The 11,539-nt window shown below is 73.0% G+C and carries 13 protein-coding genes; 3 read left to right on the top strand and 10 right to left on the bottom strand.

Annotated features, from left to right (window positions below):
- Window positions 1-23 precede the first annotated feature (23 nt).
- The gene (locus tag ABD284_RS08265; RefSeq protein WP_344141950.1) at window positions 24-809 is read left to right on the top strand and encodes a TetR/AcrR family transcriptional regulator; all 786 of its coding nucleotides are present in this window, start codon (window positions 24-26) and stop codon (window positions 807-809) included.
- A 117-nt stretch (window positions 810-926) separates the two neighbouring features.
- Here the strand turns inward: ABD284_RS08265 and ABD284_RS08260 are convergent, their stop codons facing one another.
- The 5 genes from ABD284_RS08260 to ABD284_RS08240 form a co-directional block, all read right to left on the bottom strand.
- Entirely contained in the window at window positions 927-1,973 is a 1,047-nt protein-coding gene (locus tag ABD284_RS08260; RefSeq protein ID WP_386698882.1) for a FecCD family ABC transporter permease, read from the bottom strand.
- Window positions 1,970-3,010, bottom strand: a complete 1,041-nt coding sequence (locus ABD284_RS08255; RefSeq protein ID WP_344141949.1) for a FecCD family ABC transporter permease — start codon at window positions 3,008-3,010, stop codon at window positions 1,970-1,972. The genes ABD284_RS08260 and ABD284_RS08255 overlap by 4 nt, the downstream gene beginning before the upstream one ends.
- Window positions 3,007-4,032 carry an iron-siderophore ABC transporter substrate-binding protein gene (locus tag ABD284_RS08250; RefSeq protein ID WP_344141948.1) on the bottom strand — a complete coding sequence of 342 codons (1,026 nt, stop codon included), beginning with the start codon at window positions 4,030-4,032 and terminating at the stop codon, window positions 3,007-3,009. The genes ABD284_RS08255 and ABD284_RS08250 overlap by 4 nt, the downstream gene beginning before the upstream one ends.
- 265 nt (window positions 4,033-4,297) lie before the next feature.
- Window positions 4,298-5,137: a helix-turn-helix domain-containing protein gene (locus ABD284_RS08245; protein WP_344141947.1), complete on the bottom strand. Its 840-nt coding sequence runs from the start codon at window positions 5,135-5,137 to the stop codon at window positions 4,298-4,300.
- Between the two features lie 110 nt (window positions 5,138-5,247).
- Window positions 5,248-5,787, bottom strand: coding sequence for a pyridoxamine 5'-phosphate oxidase family protein (locus tag ABD284_RS08240; RefSeq protein WP_344141946.1), 540 nt, complete (start codon window positions 5,785-5,787; stop codon window positions 5,248-5,250).
- Between the two features lie 111 nt (window positions 5,788-5,898).
- Here ABD284_RS08240 and ABD284_RS08235 point away from each other — a divergent pair, with 111 nt between their 5' ends.
- Together ABD284_RS08235 and ABD284_RS08230 are read left to right on the top strand one after the other, a co-directional pair.
- Window positions 5,899-6,273, top strand: coding sequence for a VOC family protein (locus ABD284_RS08235; RefSeq protein ID WP_344141944.1), 375 nt, complete (start codon window positions 5,899-5,901; stop codon window positions 6,271-6,273).
- 126 nt (window positions 6,274-6,399) lie between these two features.
- On the top strand, window positions 6,400-6,975 hold the full coding sequence (locus ABD284_RS08230; protein WP_344141943.1) for a potassium channel family protein: 576 nt from the start codon (window positions 6,400-6,402) through the stop codon (window positions 6,973-6,975).
- Window positions 6,976-7,054: 79 nt separating this feature from the next.
- On the opposite strand, the gene ABD284_RS08225 is transcribed toward ABD284_RS08230, so the two are convergent.
- The 5 genes from ABD284_RS08225 to ABD284_RS08205 all read right to left on the bottom strand — a co-directional run bounded on the left by ABD284_RS08225 (window position 7,055) and on the right by ABD284_RS08205 (window position 11,432).
- Window positions 7,055-7,645, bottom strand: coding sequence for a Uma2 family endonuclease (locus tag ABD284_RS08225; protein ID WP_386698947.1), 591 nt, complete (start codon window positions 7,643-7,645; stop codon window positions 7,055-7,057).
- A 202-nt stretch (window positions 7,646-7,847) separates the two neighbouring features.
- Window positions 7,848-8,057, bottom strand: coding sequence for a hypothetical protein (locus tag ABD284_RS08220; RefSeq protein ID WP_344141939.1), 210 nt, complete (start codon window positions 8,055-8,057; stop codon window positions 7,848-7,850).
- A gap of 368 nt (window positions 8,058-8,425) precedes the next feature.
- Window positions 8,426-8,965: a hypothetical protein gene (locus ABD284_RS08215; protein WP_344141938.1), complete on the bottom strand. Its 540-nt coding sequence runs from the start codon at window positions 8,963-8,965 to the stop codon at window positions 8,426-8,428.
- A 150-nt stretch (window positions 8,966-9,115) separates the two neighbouring features.
- A complete protein-coding gene (locus tag ABD284_RS08210; protein ID WP_344141935.1) occupies window positions 9,116-9,778 on the bottom strand; it encodes an SDR family oxidoreductase in 663 nt (220 codons plus the stop codon).
- Window positions 9,779-9,890: 112 nt separating this feature from the next.
- On the bottom strand, window positions 9,891-11,432 hold the full coding sequence (locus tag ABD284_RS08205; RefSeq protein WP_344141933.1) for a fatty acyl-CoA synthetase: 1,542 nt from the start codon (window positions 11,430-11,432) through the stop codon (window positions 9,891-9,893).
- Between the last annotated feature and the right edge of the window lie 107 nt (window positions 11,433-11,539).

The following is an 11,539-nucleotide window of genomic DNA, read 5'->3' as shown; positions in this document are numbered from 1 at the left end:
ACGAAGAAGTAGGATGGGATGCCGTGACCCGCGACCCCGATCCCTCGCTGCGCCTGCTCTGGCGCCACGCGGCACCCGGGCGGGAGCCCCAGCGCCGCCGCGGGCCCAAGCAGCGGCTCTCGGTCGACGAGGTGGTGGACGCGGCGATCGGGCTCGCCGACGCCGAGGGCCTGGACGCCGTCACCATGCGCGGGCTCGCCGGGCGGCTCGGACTGGCTCCGATGACGCTCTACACCTACGTGCCCAGCCGCCAGGACCTGATCGTGCTGATGGTCGACCAGGCGCTCGGCCGCACCGCCCTGCCCGAGCTTCCCGACGACGCGCGGCTGCGGCTCGAACTCGTCGCCCGGGTGCAGCACGACGACTGCCGCGCCCACCCCTGGCTGCTCGATGTCACCGGTGTGCGGGCGTGGCTCGGTCCCCACGCGGCCGACCGGTACGAGTGGCAGCTCGCGGCGGTGGACGGGCTCGGACTCGGCGACATCGAGATGGACCAGACGGTCGCGCTGCTGGTCGGGTTCGCCGGCAGCATCGCCCACGCCGAACACCGGGTCCGGCGCGCCGAGCAGGAGTCCGGGGTGAGCGACCGCGAATGGTGGGACGCCAACGCCCCGGCGCTCGGCGAGCTGATGGCGGGCCGGTCCTACCCGCTGGCCGGCAGGGTCGGGCAAGCGGTCGGCGAGGCCTACCAGGCGGCCGGTTCTCCCGAGCGGGAGCTGGAGTTCGGGCTGGCCCGGATCATCGACGGCGTGCTCGCCCACGCGTCCCGGGCCTCCGCCGACCAGAGCCCGCCCGCGCCGGAGCGGTAGGCGCGGCGCTCCCGGGCGCGGTGCCGGGACACCGCGGGCCCCGGCCCGAGGCGGACCCGCCCCCGCCGCCTGCCGGCCGGTGCAGCCGGCTGGACGCCGCCGCGCCGCCCGAGGCGTTCACAGGGCTCCGCCCGCGCGGTTGGTGCGCACGATCAGGTAGACGAGGTAGGGCGCCCCCAGCACGCCGGTGATGACCCCCACGGGGTAGCGGGTGCCGAAGGCGAACTGTCCGCAGAGGTCGGCCACCAGCACGAGCAGGGCGCCGACCAGCGCCGAGGGGACGAGCAGGGAGCCGTTCGGCCCGAGGATGCGCGCCGCGATCGGACCGGAGAGGAAGGCCGCGAACGCGATCGGCCCCGTCGCGGCGATCGCGAAGGCGATGAGCCCGACCGCCCCCGTGGTGGCGACGAGCCGTGTCCGGTCGACGCGGACGCCCAGGGCCGACGCGGTCTCGTCGCCCAGCCGCAGCACCGTGAGGTCGCGCGACATGGACAGCAGCACGGGCCCGATCACGACCAGCGCGGCGACGACCGGGAGGGCCTCCTCCCAGCCGGCGCCGTTGAGGCTGCCGGTGAGCCAGCGCAGCGCCTCCTGCAGGTCCCACTGGGCCGCGCGGTCGAGGACGTAGGCGGTGACGCTGTCGAGCATGGCCGCGATCCCGATACCGATCAGGATGAGCCGGGTGCCGGTGACCCCGCGCTTGAACGACAGCACGTACACGATCAGGGACACGGCCAGGCCCGCGGCGATCGCGAAGACCGACACCCCGGTCCCGTCGAGCGACAGCACCACGATCGCGAAGGTCGCGGCCGCACTGGCGCCCGAGCTGATTCCGATGATGTCCGGGCTGGCGAGCGGGTTGCGCAGCATGGTCTGGAAGGTGACGCCCGCCAGCCCGAAGCACACGCCCGCCGCCACCGCGAGCACGGCCCGCGGCAGCCGCAGCCGGCCCACGGTGAACGAGGCGCCCGGCACGTCCTGACCCAGAATCACGCCCAGAACGTCCCCCGGCGGGTAGAAGGTCCGCCCGATCATCAGCGTCGCGGCGAACACGAGGACGATCAGGGCGGACAGGACGGCGATCACCGTCCGCCGCCGGCGCAGGCTGCGCCTCCGGACGGGGCCGACGCCTGTCCGGCCGGTCTCGGCGGTGAGGGCGCTCACAGGTCACGAACCTTCTGACGGCGGACGATGTAGATGAAGAACGGACCGCCCACCAGAGCGGTCACGATGCCGACGTCGACCTCGCCGGGCCGTGCCACGACGCGGCCCACGACGTCGGCCGCCGTGAGGAGGGCGGCGCCGCCGACCGCCGAGAACGGCAGCAGCCACCGGTGGTCGACGCCGACGAGCAGCCGGCACACGTGCGGCACGACCAGCCCGACGAAGCCGATCGGGCCGGTGACGGCGGTGGTCGCGCCGCACAGCACGACAGCGCCGAAGGCGGAAGTCGTCCGCGCGATCGCGACGCGCGTCCCCAGGCCCGCGGCGACGTCGTCGCCCAGCGCCAGGAGGTTGAGCCAGCGGGCCGACAGCAGGCAGACCAGGAAGCCGACCGCGAGGAATGGGAGGACCCGGCCGATGCTGTCGAACGTGCCGCCGCCGACACCGCCGATCTGCCAGGACCTGACGCTGTCGGCGATGTCGCCGCGCGGAAGCACGACGGCGCTGATGGACGACGCCAGAGCGGCGGAGGTCGCCGCGCCGGCGAGGGCGAGCTTGAGCGGGGTCGCCCCGCCCCGTCCCATGGACCCGATGGCGTAGACGAACACGGCGGTGGCGCCCGCGCCGGCGATCGCCACCCAGGTGTACGCGCTCGCCGACGTCAGGCCGAAGTAGCCGATACCCGAGGCGACGGCGAGCGAGGCGCCCATGTTCACGCCGAGGATCCCCGGATCCGCCAGCGGGTTGCGGGTGACCCCCTGCATCACCGCCCCCGCGACGCCGAGGGCGGCGCCCGCGGCGGCGGCGAGCAGGGTCCGGGGGATCCGCTTGGCCACAGCCGCCTGGTCGAAGCCCTCGACCGAGCCGGACAGGGCCGCCAGGACATCGGCCCACTCGACGTCGCGGGAGCCGACGGTCACCGAGGCCGCCGCGAGCGCGACCAGGACGCCGGACAGGGCGAGCAGCCAGAGGGGCGTGCCCCGCGGCGGCCGCCGCCGTCGGGCGGTGTCCGCCGCGGGCGCGGCGTGGGCCGTCACCGCTTCGCGTCGGCGGCTTCGGACAGGAGCGACAGGTAGTCGTCGAGGACCCACGAGATCGACAGCGGTGTCGGGTTCGCGGCCGTACCCAGCGGGCTCTCGCCGGGAAGGTTGACGATCGCGCCGTTCTCCACGGCCGGCATCTGCGAGAGCAGGGGGTCGCCCTCCAGGGCGTCTACGAGCTCGTCGCCGCCGTAGGTGACGATGATGTCCGCGTCGTCGAAGGCGTCCGCTCGTTCGGCGCTCTGGGTGAGGGAGAACTCCTCGGTCTCGGCCGAGGCGTCCGCGATGCTCTGCGGGGTCTCCATCCCGAGGTCCTCGAAGAACATGGCGCGCGTGTCGTGGGCGGTGTAGAAGCTGACCTCGCTGAGGTCCGTGGTGTCGACGTGCGTCAGGAACATCGCCGACTCGCCCTCGATCGCGGGATACTCGGCGACCGCCGCCTCGATCTCCTCGTCGAGGTCGGAGACGAGCTTCTCGCCCTCGTCCGCCATGCCGATGGCCTTGCTGTTCATCCTGATCAGCTCCCGCCACGGCGTGCCCCAGGCGGTCTTGGGGTAGGCGACGACGGGGGCGATCTCGCTCAGCGTGTCGTAGTCCTCCTGAGTCAGTCCTGAGTAGGCGGCGAGGATCACGTCCGGCTTGGTGTCCGCGACGGCCTCGAAGTCGATGCCGTCGGTCTCGTCGAACAGCACGGGCGTTTCGGCGTCGAGCCTCTTGAGGCGCTTCTCGACCCAGGGGAGCACGCCGTCGCCGTCGTCGTCGCCGAAGTTGGCGGCGGCCATGCCGACCGGCACGACCCCCAGGGCGAGCGGGACCTCGTGATTGGCCCAGTTGACCGTCGCCACGCGTTCGGGCTTCGTCTCGATCGTGGTCTCGCCGAACGCGTGCTCGACGGTGACGGGGCTCCAGTCGCCGGAGCCGCCGGATCCCTCGTCGGAGGGCGACGAGGAGCAGGCTGCGGTCCCGGCGGCGAGCAGTGCGGCCGTGGCGAGTGCGACCAGCCGTGAAACGCGGGGCATGGCTTCCTTCCGGTTGTGGCGGGCCGCGCGGCGGGGCCCGGCTCTCCCGCCGCCTGGCGCGCCTTCTACGGCGTCCCGCTGCGTCGGGGGACCGGCCGGAGGGCACGTCTCGATACGGCGCACGACGCGCACGCGACCGCTGCGGCAGCAGACTTAGGTTTGCCTAGCCAAAGCTAGAGCTGGGCGCCTCGGGTGCGCAACCGCGCAGATACGACAGTGTTTGTCGCAGAACGGACAAGCGCCGCGCGCATGTCCGTTCGCCGCGTCACTGCGACCGGAACCGCCCCGGGCTCACCCCGGTGATCCGCCGGAAGGCGGCGCCGAACGCGCTCGCCGAGTGGTATCCGACACGCTCAGCCACCTCGTCGAGCCGGTCGCCGCGCGCGAGCATCGCGACCGCCTGCTGCATACGCGCCGCGGCCACCCACCGGCTGAACCCCAGACCGGTCTCGGACTGGAACGTCCGCGTGATGGTGCGCGTGCTCACGCCGAGCCGCGAGGCCCACACGGCCAGCGTGGTCGCGTCACCGGGATCCTCGCGTACGGCGGCGGTGATGGGGGCGAGCAGCGGCGAGTCCGGCACCCGCAGCGTGAGCTCGTGGCGGGCCGGCACGAGGAGGTCGAGCACCATCGCCTCCGTGCGCGCACGCGCGGCCGGGGCCAGGCCGTCGGCGTCCAGCCGGTCCAGCAGCAGCCGCAGCAGCGAGGTCAGCTCCACCGCGACGGGCACGTCAGAGATCGACGGCACCGCGTCGACGGCGAAATGCGCGGCGCGATGGCGGAGGCCGGCGGGCGTCCACCCCGCGTGGGGCGTACCGGCCGGTACCCACAGGGCGGCGGTCGGGGTGATCGTCCAGACCCGGCCGCCGATGACGGCCGACGAGGCGCCCCGCTCGTTCCAGAGGAGCTCGTGCGTGGGGTGCGAATGCATCTCCCAGAACGTGTCGCCGGGGATGTTCTCCACCGAGCTCTGGACGACGAACGGCACGTCGATCTCGCCGGCGCGGTACAGGGGAAGGCTGCGCCGGTCGGTCGCGCCGTCCGGCGGCGGTCCGCCATCGCGCAGCAGAACCGCCGGACTCGGCGCGATGTCTCGTTCGGCCACGTCATCCAGGCTAAGCGCCGGCGGAAGAGCGGGCGCGGGCGGCCCGGTCCGCGCACCGCGCCTGCCTGAGCCGCCGAGGGGCGGGGCCGGCAGGCGCGGCCGCGCGGCGCCTACGGCTGCGTGAGCACCTTGGCCGGGTCGGGGCAGTAGGCGGTCATCCAGTGCGGATCGATGCGGTAGTAGACCACGTCCCCCCAGTTCATCGGGGTCTCGCCGTAGTGGGCCACGAGGTGCTCCAGTACCGCCGGCCAGCCCGCGGCCTCCGGGTCGGCCGCGTCCGGCGGCGTGATGGGAACCGCTGTGCCGTGGGTGAACACGCCCAGGTCGTCACCCCGGATGTGGGCGGCGCTGACAGCGGGGCGCGCCGCCAGATGGCGGGCCTTGGCGGAGGACCGCTCGGTGCCGACGACCCAGCGCCCGTGCAGGAAGTGGCCGTCGACGCCGCTGATGCGGGGTTCGCCGGCGGCCGTGACCGTCGCCAGCGCCAGGGTGCACATCCCGGTGAGCGCGCGGGCGGTCTGCTCGGCGGTGAGCGTGCTCGGGTTGTCCCCGTCGGCCTGGTAGATCGAGCGCAGGTGCGCGCCCGCGCCGCCAAGTGAGCGGTCGAGCAGGTCCTGGAGGTCGCCGAGTTCGGTGCTGGTCTCGTACATGCGGGCGATTCTGCCGCCGAATCCTGACACCGCCCGTCAGGAACGCCGTGCGGGGCGCGGGCGGTCTCCCCTCGGCCCGGAATCATCGGTAGCGGGTGAGACGCTTCCCACATGATCGACCGTCTGTCCATACAGGTCGCCGACACGGCGGCCGCCACGGCCTTCTACGACGCGGTGCTCGCACCCCTGAACGGGCGGCGGGTGATGGACTTCGGCGAGGACGCCGTCGCCTACGGCGTCGGCGAGTCCCCGGTCTTCCGGGTGGGCCCGACCGCCTCTTCGGCGCCCCCGCGGGAGGTCCACCCGGCCTTCGCCGCCGGTGACCGCGCGGCCGTCGAGGGGTTCCACGCGGCCGCCGTGGCCGCCGGAGCCGAGGTACTGCACGCGCCGCGGGTGTGGCCGGAGTACCACCCGCACTACTGCGGCGCCTTCGTGCGCGATCCCGACGGCAACAACGTCGAGGCCGTCTGCCACGCACCGGATTGACCCGGGTCCTCCGGCGCCACCCGTGCCGGAGGAGCCCCGCGGGTTCGCGCGTGTGTGGCGTGCCGGCCTCCGCACCCCTCGGTGTGGCGGCCGCCGCAGCCGGGGCGGCGGTGGTGGACTGGTGGAGTGAACGCGGGCGGGGGAGACGGCGACGACCACTCGGGCGCGCCGGAGGGTGCGGGTTCCGCCGCGCGGCGCCGGAACCCGTGGCCGACGGTCAAGGACGTGCTGGTGACGGTCGTCGCCGACGCCGCCCTGCTCGCGGTCTACGTGCTCGCGCCGCTGACCCCGTCGGTCGACCGGCATCTGACGCTGCGCTCGATCGGCGCGCTGCTGCTGTTCGCCGGCCTCGTCGTCTGGCAGGTCCGCGCGGTCTCACGCGCGCCCCGGCCGGAGCTGCGCGCCGGAGCCGCGGTCGGCCTGCTCGCGGCGGCCTACCTGCTGGGCTGGGCCGCGGTCTATGTGCTGCACTCCGCAGCGGAGCCGGCCGCGTTCACCGAGCGGCTGAACCGCGTGGACGCGCTGTACTTCACCGTGACCGTGTTCGCCACGGTCGGGTTCGGCGACATCGTCCCGCTCACCCCGACCGCCCGCGCGGTGGTGACACTCCAGATGCTGCTCAATCTGCTGCTGATCGGTGCCGTCCTGCGCCTCGTCGTGGACACCGCCCGCCAGCGCCGGCGCAGCCTCGACCGCGGCTGAGCCCCGCGCTGTCCGCCAGGTCCTGCTCACGACGTGCTTCATGTCCGGCGCGCCCGGTCCGGACGCCGGACGCGCCCGGTCACTCTCCGGCGATCCGCTGCCGCCAGTCGCCTTCGGCGGTGAGCCAGTGCGGGGCGATCCGCACAGGGAAGGGCAGGTCCGCCTCCAGGACGTCTTCGCCGTGGGCCTGGGCCGCCTCGACGTAGCAGCCGTCCTCCAGACGCAGCGCGAGAATCCCGGTCTTGTCCGGCGCGGGGTCGACGATCCAGTAGGACTCGATGCCGAACGCCGCGTACTCCTGCCGCTTGGTGTGCGTGTCGCGCAGCACACTCTCCGGGGAGACGACCTCCACCGCCAGTGCCGGCGGCCGTGTCAGGTAGGGCTGGTCCGCGTCGCGCTGCCGGATTACCGCCAGGTCCGGGATGCGGTGGCGGGTCCGGTCCGCGCTGAGGTCGATGCCTGCTCCGGGCAGGACGACGAACTCCGGCGGAGCGCTGTTGGCGAGGTGCGTGCAAAGCCGTCCCTCGATCAGCGTGTGCATGAATACCGGCGCCGGGGACACGTCAAGCTTCCCCTCGGCCAGCTCGTAGCGCCTGCCGTCGTCCGGCATGCGCGCCAGGTCCTCCGTCGTCAGACGCTCGGCGGGCGGGCCCGCCTTTCCGATGCTCATAATCGCCATACTGCCTCCTAACTCGCATGGAGACCAGTATCCGGACGCCTGTTCGGTTACGGGCGAGTACGCTGCAAATTCTCCGGAAGGATGTCCGGCTTGTCGGGGGTTGCCGCGAAAACTCCCGTCGGTCGGGCCCGAGAATGGCGAAGGCCCGGGCGGCCGTCGTGCCGCCCGGGCCCGATGCGCCGGCAGACCGGACTCAGCTGACGCCGATGCCCTTCTCGTCGTGCACGTCGACGACGGAGCAGCCGTCGGGGGCGAAGCCCGAGGCCTGGAGCACGTCGACGCACACCGGGACGGTGATGTTCTGCACGTCGGCGTTGTTGTCGGCGCTGGCGGTGCCGGCCATGGCGCCGAGGGCGAGGGCCGTCCCGGCGATGAGGCCGGAGACCGTGGCGATGCGCTTCATGGGATTCCTCTCGGAGTACGGGAAGCTCACGAGGGCGGCCGTTCTCTCCGCCCCGCGACAAGTAACTTAACGTAGTTGAGGAAGCACGTCACGTGGTTATGGGCAAAACGCCGACGATTATTTCGTCCATGACCTGCGAAGATCCGGCTTTCGGTGCAGAACGGACGCTTCACCCTCCGTCGCGGCCTCTGCGCGCAAGCGCCGGACCCGCGTGCGCGGCCGGGATCGCGGGGCCGGCCCGCCGTCGGCCCGGCCCGGCCCGTCCGACACGGGAACGGCCCGCGTGCGACGCACGCGGGCCGTTCCCGTGTCGGGCCGGCGCCCTCGGCCGAACACGGCCGCCGGCCGGATCCCGGACGTACTCCCGGTTACCAGCCCTGCTGGCCGTAGCCCGGGTACTGCTGCCCGTAGCCCGGCTGCTGTCCGTAACCCGGCTGCTGCTGTTGTCCGTAACCGGGGTACTGCTGCTGCCCGTAGCCCGGGTACTGCTGCTGGTACTGCTGGTAGCCCTGGCTGTACTGCTGTCCGGTCTGGTACTGGTAGCCCGCATACGGGTCCTGCTGCTGTCCGCCGGTGGGCTGCTGCTGATAGGCCTGCTGCTGTCCCGTGTTGTTCTCGGCGGCCTGCTGGCCGCCCGAGGCCTGTGCGCCGCCCCCGGCGTCGGGCCGGAAGATGAACAGCCGCGCGGACTCCCCGTCCTCGCCCGCGCTCGGCGTGATCTGGTCCAGACGCCACCCGGCCTCCTCGATCCCCTCGAGGATGCGGGTCAGGCCGGGGCGGACCTTGCTGGACGCCTCGTCGTAGCTGTTGACGTCCAGTTGCACGATGAACATCCGGCGCCTCTGCTGCGCGGCGACCTTCGCGTGCTCGACGACGGTGCTGTCCCTCACGACCTGCGTGACGCTCATGTGTCAACCGTACCTATCTGCTCTGTGCGGCACTCGCCTGCCCGTTGCTCGTCGCCCGCCATTCACGTCAGCCGAGAAGCCGCTGCGCCGGGCACGTCCGCACCCATGATGCCTTCTTTGGGAGTCTTCTAGCCAGAAGTCCCGGAACGGCTACGCTCCTACCGCCTCCACCGCGTCCCTGATCGGCGTGGGCCCGCCCACCAGCTCCAGAACCCGGCCGATGGTGGCGGGCTCGTCGAGCAGTGCGGCGATGACTGCGGCGACGTCCTCGCGCGGAATCTCCGCCCGCTCCACCTTGGGCGCGAGCCGCACCTTCCCGGTTCCCGCCCCGTCCGTGAGCCGGCCCGGTCGCAGGATCGTCCAGTCGGTCTCCAGGCTCCGCCGGCGCAGCTCGTCGTCGGCGGCGCGCTTGGCCTCCACGTAGGCGGCCCACACCGGCTCCGAGTCGGGCGGCGGCCCCTCGTCCACCGCGATCGCCGAAACCATGATGTAGCGCCGCACACCGGCCAGCGAGGCTGCGTCGGCCAGCAGTCGGGCCGCGTCCCGGTCGACCGTGGCCTTGCGCGCCGCGCCGCTTCCCGGGCCGGCGCCCGCCGCGAAGACCACCGCGTCGGCGCCCATCACCTTCTCGGTGAGCTGGGTGACGGTGGCCTCCTCCAGATCGAGCACGACCGGTTCGGCACCGGCTTCGCGCACGTCGGCGGCGTGGTCGGGATTGCGGATCAGGCCTACCGGCGTGTCACCGCGCGCGGCCAGGAGCCGTTCGAGCCGCAACGCGATCTTGCCGTGTCCTCCGGCGATGACAATACGCATACCCGCAGGCTATGCCCTCCGCCCGGCGTCCGGCCCGCGGCCACCGAAGGAGCCGGAGGAGGGGGCGGCGCGCACCGGCGCGCGGTGCCGCACCGGCGGCGCGCGCCGCGGCTCACCCGCCGGCGAAGCGCTCCCGCAGCACCCGCTTGAGCAGTTTGCCGCTGGCGTTGCGCGGCAGGTCGTCGACCAGGTGCACGCGTTTGGGCGTCTTGAATCCCGCCAGCCGCTCGCGCACGAACGCGATCAGCTCGTCCTCCGTGGCCGGGCCCTTCAGTACGGCGACCGCCGTGACGGCCTCGCCCCACTCGGAGTGGGGCACCGCGATCACGGCCGTCTCGGCGACGGAGGGGTGCTGGTAGAGCACGTCCTCGACCTCGCGCGGCGCCACCAGCACTCCGCCGGTGTTGATGACGTCCTTCACCCGGTCCACGATCGTGAAGAAGCCCTCGGAGTCGCGCCGCGCGATGTCGCCCGAGCGGAACCAGCCGTCGCGGAACGCCTCCTTGGCCTCCTCGGGCTTGTCCCAGTAGCCCACGCACAGCTGCGGGGAGCGGTAGACGACCTCGCCGCGCTCGCCCGGGGCGACGTCGGCACCCTGCTCGTCGACCAGGCGCGCCTCGACGAAGAGCACGGGCCGCCCGCAGGAGTCCATCCGCCCCTCGACGTGCTCCTCGGGCCGCAGCACCGTGGCCAGCGGACCGATCTCGCTCTGCCCGAAGCAGTTGTAGAAGCCGATGCCCGGGTGGCGCTTGCGGATGCGCTCCAGCACCGGCACCGGCATGATCGCCGCTCCGTAGTAGGCCTTGGCCAGTCCGGACAGGTCGCGCGTCGCGAAGTCGGCGTGGTTGGACAGCGCCGCCCAGACCGTGGGGGCCGCGAAGAACGAGGTGATGCCGTTCTCCTCGATGCGGCGCAGGAGGTCGGCGGGCTCGGGGGTCTCGACGACCTCGCTGTAGGCGCCCGCCGCCAGCGCCGGCATCAGGAACACGTGCATCTGGGCGGAGTGGTACAGCGGCAGGGCGTGCAGCATCCGGTCGCCCTCGGAGATGTCGAGGGCGTGCAGGCAGCTGAGGTACTCGTGCACCAGCGCCCGGTGGGTCATCATGGCGCCCTTGGGCGCCGACGTGGTGCCGGAGGTGTAGAGCAGCTGGACGAGGTCGGTGTCGCCCACGTCGGTGAAGACCTCCGCGGGGGCGTCGGGATCGCGCGCGACCTCCAGCACCGACTCCTCGGCTCCGCGCAGGGCCAACACCTCGCGGGCGGGGATCTGCGAGCGGACCTCCTCGACGCGGCCGGCGAGCCTGGGGTCGGCCAGTACCACGATGCTGCCCGACTGCGACAGCAGGTAGCTCAGCTCGGCGCCGCCGAGGTTCTGGTTCACCGGCACGTGCACCAGGCCCGCCCGCGCGCAGCCCAGGAACGCCAGCAGGTAGGCATCGGAGTTGTGGCCGTAGGCGGCCACCCGGTCGCCGCGGGTCAGGCCGAGGCCCAGCAGCCACGCCGCAACGCGCGTCACGCCCCGGTCGAGTTCGGCGAAGGTCCACTCGCGGTCGCCGAAGCGCAGCGCGACGCGGTTCGGAGACCGCGCCGCGGTTCTGTGCAGCACGCCGTCGACCGTGCTCGCTCTGGTCAGTGCCGAGCCCCCGGCTCCCATACCGCCTCCCGCAGCCGTGTCGGGCGCCCGCCGCCCCTCCTGCGGCATGGCGCACAAACCAACCTAGGCCGCGGAAGCGCCGCTGGGCCAGACGCGAACCGCACCTG

Origin of the sequence: Streptomonospora arabica, assembly GCF_039531585.1 — a bacterium.
Taxonomy (GTDB): Bacteria; Actinomycetota; Actinomycetes; order Streptosporangiales; family Streptosporangiaceae; genus Streptomonospora; species Streptomonospora halophila.
The sequence above is the reverse complement of the archived record's forward strand: the minus strand, read 5'-3'. Positions and strand labels throughout refer to the sequence as shown.